The 18,782-nt window shown below is 35.0% G+C and carries 19 protein-coding genes; 18 read left to right on the top strand and 1 reads right to left on the bottom strand.

What is annotated here, in order from left to right; genetic code table 11:
- Nucleotides 1-70: 70 nt before the first annotated feature.
- Complete coding sequence (gene thiI / locus DWZ69_RS10470; protein ID WP_118437023.1) at nucleotides 71-1,249, top strand: tRNA uracil 4-sulfurtransferase ThiI; 1,179 nt, start codon at nucleotides 71-73, stop codon at nucleotides 1,247-1,249.
- A gap of 211 nt (nucleotides 1,250-1,460) precedes the next feature.
- On the opposite strand, the gene DWZ69_RS10465 is transcribed toward thiI, so the two are convergent.
- Nucleotides 1,461-1,688 (bottom strand): HPr family phosphocarrier protein, encoded by a 228-nt coding sequence (locus DWZ69_RS10465; RefSeq protein ID WP_118000269.1) that lies wholly within the window; start codon nucleotides 1,686-1,688, stop codon nucleotides 1,461-1,463.
- A gap of 127 nt (nucleotides 1,689-1,815) precedes the next feature.
- On the opposite strand from DWZ69_RS10465, the gene mtaB reads away from it, so the two are divergent.
- The 17 genes from mtaB to DWZ69_RS12175 form a co-directional block, all read left to right on the top strand.
- Nucleotides 1,816-3,111, top strand: a complete 1,296-nt coding sequence (mtaB, locus tag DWZ69_RS10460; protein ID WP_022165741.1) for a tRNA (N(6)-L-threonylcarbamoyladenosine(37)-C(2))-methylthiotransferase MtaB — start codon at nucleotides 1,816-1,818, stop codon at nucleotides 3,109-3,111.
- Between the two features lie 58 nt (nucleotides 3,112-3,169).
- Nucleotides 3,170-3,430: an IreB family regulatory phosphoprotein gene (locus DWZ69_RS10455; RefSeq protein ID WP_022165740.1), complete on the top strand. Its 261-nt coding sequence runs from the start codon at nucleotides 3,170-3,172 to the stop codon at nucleotides 3,428-3,430.
- Nucleotides 3,431-3,668: 238 nt separating this feature from the next.
- Entirely contained in the window at nucleotides 3,669-4,082 is a 414-nt protein-coding gene (gene ruvX, locus DWZ69_RS10450; protein WP_022165739.1) for a Holliday junction resolvase RuvX, read from the top strand.
- 65 nt (nucleotides 4,083-4,147) lie between these two features.
- Nucleotides 4,148-4,420 (top strand): DUF1292 domain-containing protein, encoded by a 273-nt coding sequence (locus DWZ69_RS10445; protein ID WP_022165738.1) that lies wholly within the window; start codon nucleotides 4,148-4,150, stop codon nucleotides 4,418-4,420.
- Nucleotides 4,421-4,500: 80 nt separating this feature from the next.
- A complete protein-coding gene (locus DWZ69_RS10440) occupies nucleotides 4,501-6,162 on the top strand; it encodes a ribonuclease J (protein ID WP_022165737.1) in 1,662 nt (553 codons plus the stop codon).
- A gap of 12 nt (nucleotides 6,163-6,174) precedes the next feature.
- Nucleotides 6,175-6,594, top strand: a complete 420-nt coding sequence (locus DWZ69_RS10435; RefSeq protein ID WP_118000265.1) for an endolytic transglycosylase MltG — start codon at nucleotides 6,175-6,177, stop codon at nucleotides 6,592-6,594.
- 89 nt (nucleotides 6,595-6,683) lie between these two features.
- A complete protein-coding gene (locus DWZ69_RS10430) occupies nucleotides 6,684-7,328 on the top strand; it encodes an O-methyltransferase (RefSeq protein ID WP_118436981.1) in 645 nt (214 codons plus the stop codon).
- Nucleotides 7,329-7,394: 66 nt separating this feature from the next.
- On the top strand, nucleotides 7,395-8,621 hold the full coding sequence (locus tag DWZ69_RS10425) for a U32 family peptidase (RefSeq protein WP_118436979.1): 1,227 nt from the start codon (nucleotides 7,395-7,397) through the stop codon (nucleotides 8,619-8,621).
- A gap of 237 nt (nucleotides 8,622-8,858) precedes the next feature.
- Nucleotides 8,859-9,494, top strand: coding sequence for an RNA polymerase sporulation sigma factor SigK (sigK, locus tag DWZ69_RS10420; RefSeq protein ID WP_118436977.1), 636 nt, complete (start codon nucleotides 8,859-8,861; stop codon nucleotides 9,492-9,494).
- Between the two features lie 48 nt (nucleotides 9,495-9,542).
- A complete protein-coding gene (locus DWZ69_RS10415) occupies nucleotides 9,543-11,048 on the top strand; it encodes a YifB family Mg chelatase-like AAA ATPase (protein WP_118000257.1) in 1,506 nt (501 codons plus the stop codon).
- The gene (gene dprA / locus DWZ69_RS10410) at nucleotides 11,049-12,137 is read left to right on the top strand and encodes a DNA-processing protein DprA (protein ID WP_118436975.1); all 1,089 of its coding nucleotides are present in this window, start codon (nucleotides 11,049-11,051) and stop codon (nucleotides 12,135-12,137) included.
- A 23-nt stretch (nucleotides 12,138-12,160) separates the two neighbouring features.
- Nucleotides 12,161-14,230, top strand: a complete 2,070-nt coding sequence (topA, locus tag DWZ69_RS10405; protein ID WP_022164626.1) for a type I DNA topoisomerase — start codon at nucleotides 12,161-12,163, stop codon at nucleotides 14,228-14,230.
- Between the two features lie 428 nt (nucleotides 14,231-14,658).
- Entirely contained in the window at nucleotides 14,659-15,381 is a 723-nt protein-coding gene (gene rpsB, locus DWZ69_RS10400) for a 30S ribosomal protein S2 (RefSeq protein ID WP_118000251.1), read from the top strand.
- Nucleotides 15,382-15,415: 34 nt separating this feature from the next.
- A complete protein-coding gene (gene tsf / locus DWZ69_RS10395) occupies nucleotides 15,416-16,510 on the top strand; it encodes a translation elongation factor Ts (RefSeq protein WP_118436973.1) in 1,095 nt (364 codons plus the stop codon).
- A 353-nt stretch (nucleotides 16,511-16,863) separates the two neighbouring features.
- On the top strand, nucleotides 16,864-17,646 hold the full coding sequence (locus DWZ69_RS10390; protein ID WP_118436971.1) for an AAA family ATPase: 783 nt from the start codon (nucleotides 16,864-16,866) through the stop codon (nucleotides 17,644-17,646).
- Nucleotides 17,639-18,487: a ParB/RepB/Spo0J family partition protein gene (locus DWZ69_RS10385; protein ID WP_118000599.1), complete on the top strand. Its 849-nt coding sequence runs from the start codon at nucleotides 17,639-17,641 to the stop codon at nucleotides 18,485-18,487. The genes DWZ69_RS10390 and DWZ69_RS10385 overlap by 8 nt, the downstream gene beginning before the upstream one ends.
- The coding region (locus DWZ69_RS12175; protein ID WP_199640874.1) for a replication initiator protein A at nucleotides 18,471-18,782 on the top strand (312 nt) is incomplete at its 3' end. The genes DWZ69_RS10385 and DWZ69_RS12175, both read left to right, overlap by 17 nt.

Here is an 18,782-nt window from a genome sequence, read left to right as displayed (position 1 = left end):
AAATATACCAGTATTTTTATAGGAGAAATATATGAGCGTAAGTACACATTTTATAGTTGGAGGAGAAAAGATGTTTAAATCATTTTTGATTAAGTACGCCGAAATAGGTGTAAAAGGAAAAAACAGATATATTTTTGAAAATGCTTTAGTTGACAACGCCAAAAGAGCATTAGATAAAATTGATGGAGATTTTAGTGTAACAAAAGAAAACGGAAGAATTTATGCAATAGCAAATGCTGAATATGATTTTGATGAGGCAGTAAATGCACTTCAGCATGTATTTGGTATTGTGGGAATTTGTCCTATGGTTCAGATTGAAGATAATGGATTTGAAGATTTAGCACAGCAGGTAATTAAATATATTGATGAAACATATCCTGAAAAGAATTTTACTTTTAAGGTAATGGCGAGACGTGCAAGAAAAAACTATCCAATGAACTCAATGGAACTTAACGCAGAATTAGGTGGAAAAATCTTAGAGGCTTTTGAAGGCTTGAAAGTAGATGTTCATAATCCCGACATTGAAATTAATGTAGAAATCAGAAATCATATTAACATTTATTCAATGATTATTCCAGGACCAGGTGGTATGCCTGTAGGAACAGCAGGAAAGGCAATGCTTCTTTTATCAGGTGGAATTGACAGCCCTGTTGCAGGTTGGATGACTGCAAAACGTGGTGTTGTAGTTGATGCAGTATATTTCCATGCACCACCATACACATCAGAAAGAGCAAAGCAGAAGGTTGTGGATTTGGCAAAATTAGTTTCAAAATATTCAGGCCCAATGAATTTATACGTTGTTAATTTTACAGATATTCAGATGTATATTTACGATAAATGTCCCCACGATGAGCTTACTATTATTATGAGAAGATATATGATGCGAATTGCAGAATATTTCGCAAACAAAGAAAATGCTCAGGGACTTATTACAGGTGAATCAATTGGTCAGGTGGCAAGCCAGACAATGCAAAGTCTTGCTGCAACAAATGATGTTTGTACAATGCCTGTATTCAGACCGGTTATCGCTTTTGACAAGCAGGAAATTATTGATATTTCATTGAATATTGGCACATATGAAACATCAATTCTTCCATACGAAGATTGTTGTACAACTTTCGTTGCAAAACATCCTGTAACTAAACCTAACATTAACGTTATCAGAAATTCAGAAAAGAAGTTAGCTGAGGAAATCGACAGAATGTTTGAAGAAGCGGTTAATACAGCAGAATTAATTAAAATTCAGTAAGGTTAAAAGAAATCGATTTAAAATAAACAGATAAGTGACATGATAAAAGTGTTAGTTTAAAGCGGAGAAATGTTAATAAGAACAGTTTTTTCGAGAGAGTATGTTAATAGAAGTTTCTAAGAAGGTTTTTTATGTAATAGAAATTCCAGAAGAATTTCTTATTACATAAAAAATAGCCGGCTGAAAAGCCGGCTTACATAAGAAATTAAACTTATTTATATTTTTCTAAAACACTTAAAATTTCATCAAGATCTGTTTCGCTATGTATATTTAAATCTATTGGTTTTGAAAGGTCTAAACTAAAGATTCCCATAATTGATTTGGCATCAATAACATAACGACCTGAAACTAAATCAAAGTCACTATCAAATTTTGTAATATCATTTACAAAAGATTTTACTTTGTCTATTGAACCTAGATTGATTGTTACTGTTTTCATTTTTCAAACACCTCACTCTCTCAATTTCTTATGCCTACATAATACCACGTATTATGTGAATGTTCAATTACAACAAATAATAAAAATTATTAAAAAAATTAGTAAATTTGCTATAAAGGAGAAATAAATGCTTAAAGTTGCACTACACAATTTAGGCTGTAAGGTTAATTCCTACGAAACAGAAGCAATGAAACAATTGCTTGAAAACAATGGATATGAAATAGTTCCGTTTACAGATAAGGCGGATGTATATATTGTAAATACATGTTCCGTAACAAACATGGCTGACAGAAAATCAAGACAAATGCTTCACAAGGCGAAAAAGAAAAATCCGGAAGGGGTTGTTGTGGCAACAGGATGTTATGTTCAAACAGCAACAGAGAAAATAAAAGAAGATTTGGCAATTGATATTGTTGTTGGAAATAACAAGAAAAAAGATATTGTAAATATTTTAAAAGAATATTTTGAAGATAAAGAAAAATCATTTGTTATTGATATAAATAATACAGATGAATACGAAGATTTTGAAGTTGCTACAGTTACAGAACATACCAGAGCACACATAAAGATTCAGGATGGATGTAACAATTTTTGCTCATATTGCATTATACCTTATGCAAGAGGCAGAATCAGAAGCCGTAAGTTGGAAAACATCAAAGAAGAAATTGTCAGATTATCTGAAAAAGGATTTCACGAGGTTGTTCTTACAGGAATCAATCTTGGCTTCTACAAAGACGAAGATAAAACATTAATTGATGTTATAGAAATGGCAGATTCAATTGAAGGAATTGAGCGAATCAGACTTGGCTCAGTTGATCCTGAAATTATAACAGAAGAATTTGTGGCAAGATTAAAACATGTTAAGAAGATGTGCCCACATTTTCATTTGTCAATGCAGAGCGGTTGCGACAACGTGCTTAAGGCAATGAATAGACATTACACAACAAAAGAGTATTTTGAGAAATGTGAGATGTTAAGAAGCATATATGAAAATCCTGCCATTACAACAGATATTATTGTTGGATTTCCGGGAGAAACTGAAGAGGATTTCGAAACAACAGTTGAATTTACTAAGAAGATTGGATTTTCACAGATACATGTTTTTAAATATTCAAAGCGTAACGGCACAAGAGCAGCAGTGATGGAAAATCAGGTTGACGAGCAGATTAAAACAAAGAGAAGTGAAGTTTTAATTAAGCAAGGTGAAGAGTTAATGAAAGCTTACAGACAGAATTATATTAATAAAAAGATTGAAGTTTTGTTTGAAGAAAGCAAAAAAATTAATGGAAAAAACTATATGTTAGGCCATACTAAAAATTATATAGAGGTAGCTGTAGAAACTAATGACGATTTTTCAGGCGAAATTTATGAAGTTATTGTGCAAGACTTCCTAAATGACGAAATAGTGCTTGCCACTAGATAGTTTTTATATTAAACTTATAAATATACTGCCAACAATGGCATAAAAAGGACGTGAGAAGATGAACAATTTAGAACACACACAGTTTTTTAAAGTAGGACAGGAACAGAAATTAGGAGTAGAGGAAATTTTTGAGCAGGTATATGAAGCACTTGCAGAAAAGGGATACAATCCTGTGAACCAGATTGTAGGATATATTATGTCTGGTGATCCAACTTACATTACAAGTCATAAGAATGCAAGAAGCCTTATTATGAAGGTTGAACGTGATGAGTTAATTGAAGAAGCTGTGAAGTATTACATTAACAACAAGTTAAAATAATTAGAATATCGGATTTGAAATGCTCTGTAGAGAAGGTGAGTGCTAGCCTTTGTTATTGGAGCGCAGAATGTCGTAGATTTTCAAAGGACATTCTTTATTCTACAGGACGTTTATGCCCTTTGGACAAAGGATTGGATAATTATGTATTTTTGCCGAAGTTGAATAATTTAATGAATAATTAAAGGACTTAAATGCAAATAGAAGTATTAATGGCAATTAGTATTGGAAAGGCAAAATAATGAGATTATTAGGTTTGGATTTTGGCTCTAAAACTGTAGGGGTAGCAGTGTCTGATGAATTAGGACTTACGGCTACAGGTTTAGAAATTGTAAGAAGAACATCCCCAAACAAATTGAGAAAAACATTAGCCAGGATAGAAAAAATAATTGAAGAATATAATATTGAGAAAATAATTTTGGGCTATCCTATAATGTTAGATGGCAGTGAAGGGGAAAGAGTTGAGAAAACAAAAGAATTTGCTTCAATGCTTGAGAGAAGAACAGGCAAGGAAATTATATTTCAGGATGAAAGATTAACTACTGTTGAAGCATACGAAATAATGGATTTAATGGGAATCAAAAAAGAAGAGAGATATGATTACGTGGATATGGTTGCCGCAAAGGTCATACTTGAGGATTATCTTAATAGATAGGACAAATAACTAAAAATAACGCACAAGTAAGAATTAGAAAAATATGTAAAGTAAGAGGTTTTTTAATGGAAGAAAAGATTATTTTTGTAGACGAAGACGGAAATGAAATTGAAATGTATGTTATTGAAGAAACAAGAATTAACAATGTTAATTACCTTCTTGTAACAGATGATGAAGGTGACAGCGAAGAAGCAGAAGCATACATTTTGAAAGATATATCTAATGACGAAGATGAAGAAGCTGTATATGAAATAGTAGATGATGAGTCAGAGGTGGACTACATTGGCAGAGTATTTTCAGAGTTACTTGAAGATATCGATATTACTACAGAAGATTAGTTGTCTGAAATTTCGGGCGTTAGTATGAAAGGTCTTTTATAGACCTTTTTATTGTGAAAAGAGGAGGATTTTGTTAAATAATGAGCGACAATTCGAAGATTAAAATAATTCCTCTAGGTGGTTTAGAGGAAATCGGAATGAACATGACAGCATTCGAATACAATGACGGCATCATTGTAGTTGATTGTGGCTTATCATTCCCATCTGATGATATGTTAGGAATTGACTGTGTAATTCCTGATATTACATTTTTAAAGGAAAACATTAAGAAGGTAAAAGGTTTTGTAATCACTCATGGTCACGAAGATCATATTGGTGCATTACCATACGTTTTAAAAGAAATAAATGTACCTGTTTACGCAACAAAGCTTACAATGGGTATTATTGAAGGAAAGCTTAAAGAGCATGAATTATTAAAGGCTGTTAAGCGTAAAGTTGTTAAGTTCGGACAGAGTATTCACTTAGGTGATTTTAGAATAGAATTTATTAGAACAAATCATAGTATTGCAGATGCAGCAGCACTTGCAATCCACACTCCTGAAGGCATTATTGTGCATACAGGAGATTTTAAGGTTGATTACACACCTGTTTTCGGTGATGCAATTAATTTGGCTAGATTTAGTGAACTTGGGAAAAAAGGTGTACTTGCTCTTATGTGCGATAGTACAAATGCGTTAAGACCGGGATTTACACCTTCTGAAAGAACAGTAGGAAAAACATTCGATCATATATTTTCTGAGCATACCGATGGTAGAATTATCATCGCAACATTTGCATCAAACGTTGACAGAGTTCAACAGATTATCAACACTGCATGTAAATATAAAAGAAAAGTTATTGTTGAAGGAAGAAGTATGGTAAACATTATTTCTGTTGCAAGAGAAATGGGTTACTTGAAAATTCCTGAAAATACATTAATCAGCATAGAAGAAATGGATAGTTATACAGACAACCAGTTAGTTCTTATTACTACAGGTAGTCAGGGTGAATCAATGGCAGCCTTGTCACGTATGGCAGCATCTCTTCATAGAAAAGTACACATTAAGCCTAGCGATACAATCGTATTTAGTTCAACACCTATACCGGGAAATGAAAAAGCGGTTACAAAGGTAATAAACGAGTTGTATCAGCAGGGGGCAGAAGTAATATTCCAGGATACTCACGTATCAGGACATGCATGTCAGGAAGAAATTAAGCTTATGTATGCTTTAGTTAAGCCAAAATATTCAATTCCTGTTCATGGTGAATATCAGCATTTAAAAGAACATGGAAGATTAGCAGAGAACATGGGCATTCCAAAAGAAAATATTTTCATTATGGAATCAGGTGACGTTCTTGCGTTAAACAAGGAATCTGCTAAGGTTGAAGGAAAAGTCCCTGCAGGTTCAGTTTTAGTAGACGGACTTGGCGTTGGTGATGTTGGAAACATTGTTTTAAGAGACAGACAGAACTTAGCTGAAAATGGAATTATTATAGTTGTATTAACTTTAGAAAAATACACAAATCAGATTTTGGCAGGACCTGACATTGTAACAAGAGGTTTTGTATATGTAAGAGAATCTGAGAATTTAATTGAAAATGCCAAAGAAGTAGTTACAGAAGCTTTACTTGACTGTTTGGAAAGCAAAAATGTTGATTGGGGCAAAATCAAAATGGTAGTAAAAGATAGTCTTGGCGAATATTTATGGAAGACTATGAAGAGAAGTCCAATGATTTTACCAATAATTATGGAAGTGGAATAGTTAGGAGTTTGTATGAGTAATAGTAAAACATCAAAAGGATTTGCTAATGTTTCAATAAAAGTGTGCAAGTATATAATAATGGCTGTTATTATCATTGTTTGTGCAACAGCAGCTTACAATTTTGGAACAAAAATATTTTACTCAGCAGGAGTTGAAGCAAAGCCGGGAACAGACATGACTGTTACTATCAAAAAAGGAACAACCATAAAAGAGTTGGCGAATACTCTTGAAGAGTACGGTATAATAAGTGACACTACGGTTTTCAGAGTGCAGGCGTATGTATATAATACTAAAAGCATAAAAGCCGGTCAGTATACATTTAACACATCTCAGAATGCAGAGGAAGTTTTTAACAAGATTAAAGAAGGACCGGAGAAAACAAAGAGTACAAAGTCAACAAAGACTAAGGCAAAATCTAAATCATCTAAATAAAGTTGGTAGATTTTTATAGGATATTTAAGTGTATTAGAAAACGATTTAAATGGTTTAAATTGTAATTGAGTCTAAAAAAGGAAAATAATATGATAGTAGAAGAAAGAATCGTATCGTATATTAACTCTTTAGAAAAAGAAAATTCTCCTGTTTTAGAGGAAATAGAAAAAGAGGCAAGGAAGGATGGCGTGCCGATTATTAGAAAGGAAATGGAAAGTTTTCTTAGGGTTATGCTGTCAATAAAAAAGCCGATGAGAATATTAGAGCTGGGTACCGCAGTAGGGTACTCAGCCATTTTAATGAGTGAATGTATTAATGAAAAAGGACAAATCATAACAATTGAAAATTATGACAAGAGAATTCCAATTGCAAAAGAAAATATAAAAAAAGCTGGCAGGGAAAATGTGATAAAGTTACTTGAAGGCGATGCGATGGAAATAATGCCAACTCTTGAAAGCAACCAGTTTGACTTTGTTTTTATGGATGCGGCAAAGGCACAATATATTCATTTCCTTCCGGAAGTTTTGCGTTTAATGAAAAAAGATGCAGTTTTAATTACGGATAATGTTTTACAGGAAGGAGACCTGATTCAGTCAAAGTACGTTGTAAGAAGACGTGACAGAACCATTCATAAACGAATGAGAGAATATTTGGAAGTGGTAAAAAATCATCCACAACTTGAAACATCAATTGTGCCAATTGGCGATGGAATCACAATGTCAGTAAAAAAATAGAAAGGAAGGCTTGTGCGATTTGGTACTAGAATAAAGTGCTAAAAAGTAATTGCCAGGTAAAATAAAATGAGAAAACCTGAATTATTAGTTCCGGCAAGTAGCTTGGAAGTGTTAAAAACAGCAGTAAGATATGGTGCAGATGCTGTGTATATTGGTGGTGAAGTATTTGGGCTAAGAGCTAAAGCAAAGAATTTTACATTAGAAGAAATGGCAGAAGGTGTGAACTTCGCTCACGAACATGGAGTGAAAGTGTATGTTACAGCTAATATTTTAGCCCATAATGCAGATTTAGAACCTGTTAAGGCATATTTCAATGACTTAAAGAAAGTAAATCCCGATGCACTAATTATTGCTGATCCTGCAATTTTTACAATTGCAAAAGAAATATTGCCTGAAATGGAACTTCATATTAGTACACAGGCGAACAATACTAATTACGGTACTTACAATTTCTGGTGGAACCTTGGCGCAAAAAGAGTTGTGTCAGCCAGAGAACTTTCGATTAAAGAAATAAAAGAAATCAGAGAACACATACCTGATGATATGGAGATAGAAACTTTTGTTCATGGAGCAATGTGTATTTCATATTCAGGAAGATGCCTTCTTAGTAGTTTTATGGCAGGACGAGATGCCAACAAAGGTGCCTGTACTCACCCATGCCGTTGGAAATATGCGGTAATGGAAGAGAACCGTCCGGGACAGTATATGCCAATTGAAGAAAATGAAAGAGGAACTTATATTTTCAATTCAAAAGATTTGTGCATGATAGAACATATACCTGAATTAATTGATGCAGGAATTGATAGTTTCAAAATTGAAGGTAGAATGAAAACAGCCTTGTATGTTGCCACAGTTGCAAGAACATACAGAATGGCAATTGACGATTATTTAGAAGATCCTAAAAAGTACGAAATGAATTTGCCAAAGTATAGAACATTTATTTCACAGTGCACATACAGACAGTACACAACAGGATTTTTCTTTGGAAAACCTGATGAAACTACACAGATATACGATTGCAATGTATACGAAAGAGATTACGTGTACTTAGGAATTGTAGGCAACCAAGTTGGCAAAATGGAATACAGCCTTGAGCAGAAAAACAAATTTTATCAGGGACAGAAAATTGAAGTAATGAAAGCTGACGGAAACGATATAGAAGTGGAAGTTGTTTCAATTAAGGACGAAGAGGGCAACGAAATGGAAAGCTGTCCACATCCAAAACAGAAGCTTAAGATTAACCTTGGAATCGAGTTGGAAAAAGGGGACATCTTGAGAGTGAAGGAACAGTAGAAAGAATAGTAAGGGCAACCAAATGGCATTTTTAATATGTTGTTTGGTTGCCCTTTTTGTGTGTTAAGGGAAAGTTGTACGAAGTCAAAACAGGAAAAGGACATCCAAAAGCAATCGGTAAGAGTTAAAAGGATGCCCTAGCGATGACATTGAAAAAATAACTAAACATTTCTAGACATGCACGAGAAACTGTAGCCTATCATAAAATATAATTAAGTATGTCGCGAGGTGAAATGTGTGAAGACTTTTTTAGAGCCTTTGACACCTGCGGAAGAGAGAGTGTGGATAGAAAAACTTGAAAAGGGAGATAAAGAAGCTAAAGACATACTAATTGAACGGAACCTAAGGCTGGTTGCTCATATTGCCAAAAAATATAGTAGTGAAAATAGAGATAATGACGACTTAATTTCCATTGGCATAATCGGGTTGATAAAGGCGGTTAATACTTTTAATACAGGAAAAGGAAGCCGTCTTGCAACCTATGCTGCAAAATGCATTGAAAACGAACTTTTAATGATGCTTCGTGGAGAGAAAAAGAAAAGCAGGGAAGTTTCCTTAAATGAGCCAATAGGAATGGATAAAGAGGGCAATACCATTAATTTGCTGGATGTGGTTGAAATGGATGAACCAGGGGCGTTAGACGCAATAGAAAAAGCCGAGGATATAGTACGGGTTAGACAGTATGTGGAGAAAAATTTAAACCAAAGGGAGAGAGAAATAATTAATAAAAGATACGGCTTAAATGGAGAAGCACCTGTAACCCAGAGAAAAGTAGGAGAAGAAATGGGGATATCCAGAAGCTATGTAAGTAGAATTGAGAAAAAAGCTTTAGAAAAATTAAAAAAAGCCTTTGACAATACAAATACTATGTGATAATATCATAAAAACAAAATGTTGCGTTAAAACAACAAGGAGGGACTTATGGTATGCAGAATTAATTGTGCCACAATAACAGGGGTAGACGTACTGCCGGTTATTGTGGAGACTGATATATGTAATGGCCTACCATCATTTGATATGGTAGGTCTTTTATCATCAGATATTAAAGAATCAAGAGAAAGAGTTAGAACCGCCATTAAGAATTCAGGTTTTATGATACTGCCGAAAAGAATAACAATAAATTTTTCACCGGGAAATATTCGAAAAACAGGAACTTATTTTGACCTGCCAATAGCAGTTTCTATATTGAAGGCTTTGGAGATTTTACAATGTGACGTGGAGGGTAAAATGTTTGTTGGGGAACTAAGCTTGGATGGTAGAGTTGTTTCTGTAAACGGAATTTTACCAATTGTGTTGCATGGGCTTGAAAACGGAATCAAAGAGTGTTTTGTGCCGAAAGCAAACGTAAATGAATGTAGTTTTGTAGAAGGGATAAAAGTAATCGGAGTGGAGAATCTTAACGAGCTTGTAATGATGCTGACTACAGGGAAATACGAACCAATTCATAAAGTAAAAATAAACAGCCAAAGCGAGTATGCAGGCAAAGATTTTAAATACATAAAAGGTCAGGTGCAGGGCAGAAAAGGCGCTGAGATTGCGGCAGCAGGAATGCATAATCTTTTACTGGTGGGACCACCTGGAACAGGAAAAACAGCCATCGCAAAAGCGCTGCCTACGATTCTGTCCAGAATGTCGAAAGAGGAAATAATTGAAATATCAAAAATACAAAGTATAGCGGGCATTTTAGAAGAGGGACTTGTTACCAAAAGACCCTTTAGAAGTCCACATCACACAACAACAGTTACGGCACTTACAGGCGGTGGCATTAATCCAAAACCCGGTGAAATGACATTGGCACATGGCGGTGTTTTGTACATGGACGAGTTCCCTGAATTTTCAAGAGCGGTAATGGAGACTTTAAGACAGCCGCTAGAGGATAGAAAAATAGTAGTTTCAAGGGCAAATGGCACTTACAGTTTCCCAGCGGATTTTGTTTTAATGGCGTCAATGAATCCTTGCAGGTGTGGCTACTATCCTGATAGAAACAAATGTAACTGTACTGAAAATGATGTGAAAAAATATTTAGAAAAAGTCAGTGGGCCAATACTGGACCGAATGGATTTGTGCGTACACATGAACCCGGTTTCTTTTATGGAAATAAAAAGTGACAAAGAGCAGGAATCTTCGGAAGAAATCAGAAAGCGTGTGGATTTGGCGGCGGCAATTCAAAGGGAAAGGTATAAATACGAAAACTTTAATTATAATAGTCAATTACAAGGGGAGTTTATAGAGAAATACTGTGCCTTGGACAGGAAAGAAGAGAAACTCATAAAAGACGTTTATGAGAAAATGAATTTAAGCGTGAGAGCTTACGAAAAAATATTAAAAGTAGCAAGAACAATTGCGGATTTAAAAGGAAAAAATAAAATATCAACAGAAGATTTGGCAGAGGCCATTAGTTTTAAGACAATAGAAAGTGTGGGGTAAATGGAAAAGAGAGATTATTGGGCATGGCTTGCATCAAACGAATACTTTTATTTTGATAAAATACAGAAGATTTTAAAAGTGTATGGCACAGCGGAAAATTTATATAATATTAGCGAAAAGAAGTTAATGTCAGATGATAGAATGTCACCGGAAGATATAAGAAATATTGTTGAATCAAGGGATAAATTTAATAAGGAAGATTTTTATGAAAAGCTAAAGGAAAAAGACATAAATTTTGTGACCGTTGAAGATGAAGATTATCCGGAAAATTTGAAACCTTACGACCACAGACCATATTATTTATTTTATAAGGGAAGTTTGCCTGACTGTAAGAAACCAATTGTGGCAATGGTAGGGGCGAGAGCCTGTTCAGGTTACGGCAGAAACATGGCAAAAAAGCTTGCAGAAGATTTGTCAAAAGCAGGTGTGCAGATAATTAGTGGTATGGCTAGGGGAATTGATACATATAGTCAATTAGGAGCCATTGTGGGAGAAACGGCAACTTTTTCGGTAGTTGGAACAGGTGTGGACGTGTGCTACCCAACAGAAAACATAGAATTGTATAATGACATATTGAAAAAAGGTGGAATTATATCTGAGTATCCGCCGGGTAGTAAAGCCTTAGCGTGGCATTTTCCACAAAGAAATCGAATAATAAGCGGTTTGTCTGACAAGGTTGTTGTAGTTGAAGCAAAAGAAAAAAGCGGTTCCCTTATAACTGTTGAATGGGCGTTGGAGCAGGGCAGGGATGTTATGGCAGTTCCCGGCAGAGTTGGGGACAAATTAAGTGGTGGCACGAACAGGTTAATTAAGAATGGTGCAGGCATTGTAACATCGGCAAATGATATAATATCTGAGCTTAAATACTTCGTATTTAATAAGGCTGATGAGAAAAATACCGAAGAAAAAATACTTGAAAAAGAATTTTTGATGTTGTATAGTGAGTTAGGTTTACAGCCGAAAAATATATATGAATTAATGGAAAACACAGGATTAAAGTATGAAAAGCTAGTTGAGATGTTGTTACAATTACAATTGAAAGGGCTAGTGGAACAACCATCATACAATTATTATTCAAGGCTGAGTTGATATTTTTTCAAAAAGGAGTATTTATGGCAAAGTATCTTGTGATCGTGGAATCACCAGCAAAAGTTAAAACAATTAAAAAATTCTTAGGTTCAAATTATGAAGTTGTAGCTTCAAACGGACATGTAAGGGATATGCCAAAAAGCACAATGGGAATTGACTTTGAAAATGATTATGAACCAAAATATATTACAATCAGAGGAAAGGGTGAGAAGTTAGCAGAACTTCGTCGCTGTGTAAAAAAAGCGGACAAAGTATATTTGGCAACTGACCCGGACCGCGAGGGAGAAGCAATTTCATGGCATTTATCAAAGGCTTTGAAATTAGAAAACAAAAAAAGTGCAAGAATAACATTTAACGAAATTACAAAACCGGCAGTTAAGGAGTCACTAAAACATCCAAGAGAAATTAATATGAATCTTGTAGACGCACAGCAGGCAAGACGTGTAATGGACAGAATGGTTGGTTACAGCATCAGCCCACTTTTATGGATGAAAATTAAAAGAGGACTTAGTGCAGGTCGTGTTCAGTCAGTAGCACTTAGAATGTTATGTGACAGAGAAGAAGAAATAAACGCATTTATACCAAAAGAATATTGGGACATGGATGCCGTTTTAAAATACAAAAACAAAGAATTCACTGTAAGTTTTTACGGTGATAAAAAAGGAAAAGTAGAAATTACAGGAAAAGAGCAGCTTGATAAAATTATCGAACAGATAAAAGACAGCAAGTTCTCTGTAAATGACATAAAAAAAGGAAACCGTACAAGAAAAGCACCTATTCCATTTACAACAAGTACAATGCAGCAGGAAGCTTCAAAAGCACTTAATTTTTCAACACAGAAAACAATGCGTATAGCACAGCAGTTATATGAAGGTGTGGAGATAAAAGGGCGTGGAAGCATAGGTCTTATTACTTACCTTCGTACAGATTCCACAAGAGTATCTGAAACAGCAGAAGCACAGGTAAAGGAATTTATTGAAGGCAACTACGGTGATGATTATATGGCAACAGAAATTGTTTCTAAGAAGTCATCTAAAAAAATTCAGGACGCTCACGAAGCTATCAGACCTACAGACGTATCACTTACACCTGACATGGTAAAAGCACAGCTTCCAAGAGACCAGTTCAGACTTTATCAGTTGATTTGGAAAAGATTTGTTGCAAGCAGAATGAAAAATGCAGTCTATGATACATTTAATGTAAAAATCGGTGCAGGAGAATATGTATTTAACGCATCAACTTCAAAAATCGGTTTTGACGGTTTTATGAAAATATACACAGACAGCGACAACGAAAAAGTTGTAACAAACAATACAATTGCAAAACTTGACAAAGACTCAGAGTTAGAATTTGTTAAGTTTGAAGAAAATCAGCATTTTACACAGCCACCTGCTCATTTTACAGAAGCGGCTTTAGTAAAGGCAATGGAAGAACAGGGCATTGGTCGTCCAAGTACCTATGCACCAACAATCGGAACTATTGTTGGCAGAAGATATGTAACAAAGGAAAAGAAGAATCTTTACGTTACAGAATTAGGGGAAGCAGTAAACAACGTAATGAAAACAGCATTTAGCGTTATCGTAGATACAGAATTTACAGCGAACATGGAATCACTTTTGGACTCTGTTGAAGAAGGCAAGATTGAGTGGAAGACAATTATCAGAAACTTTTACCCTGATTTGGAATTAATGGTAAAGGACGCTGAACAGAAACTTGAAAAGATTCAGATAGCAGATGAAGAATCAGATGAAATTTGTGAGGAATGTGGCAGAAGAATGGTTATTAAATACGGACCACATGGAAAATTCCTTGCATGTCCGGGATTCCCAGAATGTAGAAATACAAAACCTTATCTTGAAAAGGTTGGTGTTCCTTGTCCAAAATGTGGCAAAGACGTGGTATACCGCATGACAAAAAAAGGCAGACGTTACTACGGATGTATTGACGGCCCTGAATGTGATTTTATGTCATGGCAGAAACCATCAACTAAGAAGTGTCCACAGTGCGGTGGCTACATGGTAGAAAAAGGAAATAAGTTGGCATGTGCTGATGCCCAGTGTGGATATGTAGAGCCAAAGAAGGAGACAAATTAGTAGATTCAATGCTCGGTGTTGGATATGGAGGGTCATGGAGCCAAACTGGCAGGTTTCGGTATCTGGTATAGGATATGCGGAGTTGAGTAAGATAAAGTTACATGTTTGATGTGAATAGCAAAAAAAATGAAATTGAAGTATTAATGCGAGCAGCATTAAATAAGATTGTAGGATTAATGTAAGCAGCATTAAATAAAATTAAAATATGGGACTGGTAAAAACAACTAATACATAACGTAAAAAGTTGTTGCACCGGTCCTGTTTTTGTGTTATGATATTTGAGTTGCATTAAGCACATCTGTGGAGATACAGGCGGGTGCCCTTGCTCGGGGTTGTCTGATTCGGGGAAGCAGATGGAAGGTATGGTATTTGCCGTAGGTTTACGGAACGATACCAAAAATAATTATTAAAAACCAGGAGGTATTAAAATGAGCGTTATTTCAATGAAACAGTTATTAGAAGCAGGTGTTCATTTTGGACATCAGACAAGAAGATGGAACCCTAAGATGGCTCCATACATCTACACAGAAAGAAATGGTATCTACATCATCGACTTACAGAAGTCAGTAGGTAAAGTAGATGAAGCTTACAAAGCAGTATCAGACATCGCAGCTGATGGTGGTTCAATCCTTTTCGTAGGAACAAAGAAGCAGGCACAGGAAGCTGTTAAGGAAGAAGCACAGAGATGTGGTATGTACTACGTTAACGAAAGATGGTTAGGTGGTATGCTTACAAACTTCAAGACTATCCAGTCAAGAATTAAGAGATTAAAAGATATCGAAAGAATGTCAGAAGATGGTACATTTGATGTTCTTCCTAAGAAGGAAGTTGTAAACATCAAGAAGGAATGGGACAAGCTTGAAAAGAACCTTGGTGGTATCAAGGAAATGAAGAGAATCCCAGATGCAATCTTCGTTGTAGATCCTAAGAAGGAAAAGATTTGTGTTCAGGAAGCACATGCACTTGGAATTAAGTTAATCGGTATTGCAGATACAAACTGTGATCCAGAAGAATTAGATTACGTTATCCCAGGTAACGATGATGCTATCAGAGCAGTAAAACTTATTGTTTCTAAGATGGCTGACGCAGTTATCGAAGCTAACCAGGGTGAAGAAATGGTTGCTGAAGAAGCTGCAGCAGATGCTGAATAATTAACAGATTTTTGATTTTAGGAGGAATAGAAATATGACAATTACAGCAGCAATGGTAAAAGAATTAAGAGAATTAACAGGCGCTGGTGTTATGGCTTGTAAAAAAGCTTTAGTTGAAACTGATGGTGATCAGGAAGCAGCTATCGAAGTTTTAAGAAAAAAAGGTGAAGCTACAGCTGTAAAGAAATCAGGTAGAATCGCAGCTGAAGGTATCGTATACACAACAGTTAAAGACGGTAAGGCAGCAATCGTTGAAGTTAACTCAGAAACAGACTTCGTTGCTAAGAACGAAAAGTTCCAGACATTCGTTGCTAACGTTGCAAACCAGATTGTTGATTCATCAGCAACTGATATGGATACATTCATGGCTGAACCATGGGAACTTGATACTACAAAGACTGTAAAAGACGAATTAGTATCACAGATTGCAGTAATCGGAGAAAACATGAACATCAGAAGATTTGAAAGAATCGAATCAGACGGTGTTATCGCATCATACATTCATGCAGGTGGAAAGATTGGTGTATTAGTTGAAGCTGATGCTCCAGAAAACGACACTGTAACAGCAGCAATTAAGACAATTGCTATGCAGATTGCAGCTATGAACCCACAGTATGTTTCAAGAAACGACATTTCAGCAGACGAACTTGCTAAGATGAGAGAAATCACAATTGACAGTGCTTTAAATGAACCAGATTCACTTCCAAAGCCAATCCAGAAGGATATCTTTGCAGAAGCTTTAAGCCAGAACGTATTCAACGATGAAGACAAAGCTATCTACGAAGAAAAGCAGAATGATAAATATTTATTCAACTTCCTTTCAAACGAAGCAAAGGCTTCATTAAGCTCAATTGCTATGGCTAAGAAAGCTGAAATCATGGAAAACAAGATCTTCAACGGTTTGGTAGAAGGTCGTGTATCTAAACAGTTAAAAGAAGTATGTCTTCTTGATCAGACATACGTTATGGCTGCTGACGGAAAGCAGACAGTTGCTAAGTACCTTGATGAAGTATCAAAAGAAGTTGGCGCTACTGTAGCAATTAAGAAATTCGTTCGTTTCGAAACTGGTGAAGGTATCGAAAAGAAAGAAGAAAACTTCGCAGAAGAAGTTGCAGCACAGATGAAATAAATTGTAAGTTATCATAACTTGATATTATAAAAAAAGAATTCTATTTTATAATGGGTGAAAACCCACATTATAGAGGAGAAAATCCCTTAAATGTACTATTTTTAGTATGTTTGAGGGATTTTTTTTGCTTTCTGAATCCTGAAAATGCAAAATATCTTAAATTCATAAAATATCATAAATTATCACGTCTTATCGTAGAATTTTGGTTTATTTTGGTTTGATTTGGGAAAATTTTGGTTCAACCAAATTAGATGCGAAGTCTTCATGTTTCTTTAGTAAGACGAAAATGTAACAGAATAATCAGAGTCGATATGAGTTTTCATTCTAAAAATTATATAAGGAGGAAGAAAGAAATGTGTAAGGTAATTGCAATAGCAAACCAGAAGGGTGGAGTAGGAAAAACTACTACAACAGTTAATTTAGGTATTGGATTAGCAAGAAAGGGGAAAAGGGTTCTGCTAATAGATGCAGATCCACAGGGTAGCATGACAGTAAGTCTTGGAATTGATGAACCAGACAAGATTGAGTATTCATTAGCAAATGTGTTAATGGACGTTGTAAATGAGGAAAAAATTGATTATAAGAAAATTATTTTAAAACATGAAGAAAATATTGATTTTATCCCGGCAAACATAGAGTTGGCAGGATTAGAGGTTTCTATGGTTAATGTAATGAGTAGAGAATTAGTAATGAAAAGATTTATTTCTAATATAAAAGAAAACTATGACTATATTCTCATTGACTGTATGCCAAGTCTTGGAATGATAACCATTAATGCACTTGTGTGTGCCAATTCAGTACTAATTCCTGTTCAGGCATCGTATTTACCGGTAAAAGGATTACAACAGTTAATAAAGACGATAAGCAGAGTAAGAAAACAAATAAATCCGGAACTAAAACTAGAAGGTATGGTTATGACAATGGTAGATATGCGTTCTAACTATACAAAGGACATATTAATGGCATTAGAGAGCACCTACGGAGAAACAATTGGAATATTTGACAGCAGAATACCAATGTCAGTGAGAGCTGCAGAAACAAGTGCTGAGGGGAAGAGTATATATATTCATGATCCAAAGGGAAAAGTGGCAAGAAGTTATGAAGAATTAACAGAGGAGGTGCTTGTAAATGAGTAAAGTAAGAGAAAAAATAAAATTAACAAGTTACGATGAATTATTGAAAGTGGAAACAACAGACGGATTAAAAGAAATAGATGTAGATAAATTACATGATTTTAGCAATCATCCATTTAAGGTGTCGGATGATGAAAAAATGGAAGAATTAACAGAGTCAATAAGGGAAAGAGGCGTACTTCTTCCTATATTGGTTAGGAAAACAAATGACGAAGAATACGAGATAATATCGGGGCATAGAAGAACACATGCAGCAAGGCTTGCAGGAATTGAAAAGGTGCCGGTTATTATAAGAGAATTAAGTGATGACGATGCAACAATAGTAATGGTTGATTCAAACATTCAAAGGGAAGAAATACTTCCAAGTGAAAAAGCCTATGCATTTCAAATGAAACTTGAAGCGATTCACCATAAAGGAATAAAAGGAGCAGAAAGCAGGGAAGTTGTAGGAGAGGCAAATGGCTTGTCAGGGAGACAGGTATCACGATACATAAAACTTACTAATCTGTTACCGGAGTTACTTGAAATGGTAGATGAAAAAAAGATTGCCATAAAACTTGCAGTGGAAATAGCAGAATTGTCAGAGAATGAACAGCAGGATATTTTAGATTATTTCAATCTTGGATATAAGGTTAGTTTAGAGCAGATTAAGGCAATTAAAAATAAGGAAAAATCAACAGACATCATTGAAAGAACGGAAGAGAAAACTAAGGAGAGTGCAAAGGTTACAATATCCCGAAAGAAACTTAATCAGTATTTTCCTGAAAATTATACAAAGGCGGAAATGGAGAACATAATTTACCAGTTATTGGAGAAATGGAAGAGTGATGGTTATGACATTTGATTATTATTATGGAGCTCAGGCAGAGCAGTTTAATTTCATAAGAATTCCCAAAGCAATGATTGTAGACCCAATGTTTGAAGATTTGTCAGTCAATGCAAAACTTCTTTATGGAGTTTTGCTTGACCGAATGAACCTGTCAATGAAGAACAGATGGTTCGATTCAGAAAACAGAGTGTACATAATTTATCAAATTGCAGAAATAATGGAGGACTTTAACTTTAGTAAAAAGACAGCTGTAAGATATTTAAATGAGCTTGAAAATTTTGGATTGGTTGAAAAGAAAAGAAGAGGTTTG

Origin of the sequence: Eubacterium sp. AF34-35BH, assembly GCF_003477765.1 — a bacterium.
Taxonomy (GTDB): domain Bacteria; phylum Bacillota; class Clostridia; order Lachnospirales; family Lachnospiraceae; genus Eubacterium_G.
The sequence above is the reverse complement of the archived record's forward strand: the minus strand, read 5'-3'. Positions and strand labels throughout refer to the sequence as shown.

Excerpts from the sequence above, each read along its gene's own strand:
- rpsB (WP_118000251.1), top strand. The coding sequence starts at position 14,659 with ATGAGCGTTATTTCAATGAAACAGTTATTAGAAGCAGGTGTTCATTTT.
- ruvX (WP_022165739.1), top strand. The coding sequence starts at position 3,669 with ATGAGATTATTAGGTTTGGATTTTGGCTCTAAAACTGTAGGGGTAGCA.
- DWZ69_RS10390 (WP_118436971.1), top strand. The coding sequence starts at position 16,864 with ATGTGTAAGGTAATTGCAATAGCAAACCAGAAGGGTGGAGTAGGAAAA.
- tsf (WP_118436973.1), top strand. The coding sequence starts at position 15,416 with ATGACAATTACAGCAGCAATGGTAAAAGAATTAAGAGAATTAACAGGC.
- DWZ69_RS10455 (WP_022165740.1), top strand. The coding sequence starts at position 3,170 with ATGAACAATTTAGAACACACACAGTTTTTTAAAGTAGGACAGGAACAG.
- dprA (WP_118436975.1), top strand. The coding sequence starts at position 11,049 with ATGGAAAAGAGAGATTATTGGGCATGGCTTGCATCAAACGAATACTTT.
- DWZ69_RS10445 (WP_022165738.1), top strand. The coding sequence starts at position 4,148 with ATGGAAGAAAAGATTATTTTTGTAGACGAAGACGGAAATGAAATTGAA.
- DWZ69_RS10415 (WP_118000257.1), top strand. The coding sequence starts at position 9,543 with ATGGTATGCAGAATTAATTGTGCCACAATAACAGGGGTAGACGTACTG.
- topA (WP_022164626.1), top strand. The coding sequence starts at position 12,161 with ATGGCAAAGTATCTTGTGATCGTGGAATCACCAGCAAAAGTTAAAACA.
- DWZ69_RS10435 (WP_118000265.1), top strand. The coding sequence starts at position 6,175 with ATGAGTAATAGTAAAACATCAAAAGGATTTGCTAATGTTTCAATAAAA.
- DWZ69_RS10425 (WP_118436979.1), top strand. The coding sequence starts at position 7,395 with ATGAGAAAACCTGAATTATTAGTTCCGGCAAGTAGCTTGGAAGTGTTA.
- DWZ69_RS10385 (WP_118000599.1), top strand. The coding sequence starts at position 17,639 with ATGAGTAAAGTAAGAGAAAAAATAAAATTAACAAGTTACGATGAATTA.
- DWZ69_RS10465 (WP_118000269.1), bottom strand. The coding sequence starts at position 1,688 with ATGAAAACAGTAACAATCAATCTAGGTTCAATAGACAAAGTAAAATCT.
- DWZ69_RS10440 (WP_022165737.1), top strand. The coding sequence starts at position 4,501 with ATGAGCGACAATTCGAAGATTAAAATAATTCCTCTAGGTGGTTTAGAG.
- mtaB (WP_022165741.1), top strand. The coding sequence starts at position 1,816 with ATGCTTAAAGTTGCACTACACAATTTAGGCTGTAAGGTTAATTCCTAC.
- DWZ69_RS10430 (WP_118436981.1), top strand. The coding sequence starts at position 6,684 with ATGATAGTAGAAGAAAGAATCGTATCGTATATTAACTCTTTAGAAAAA.
- thiI (WP_118437023.1), top strand. The coding sequence starts at position 71 with ATGTTTAAATCATTTTTGATTAAGTACGCCGAAATAGGTGTAAAAGGA.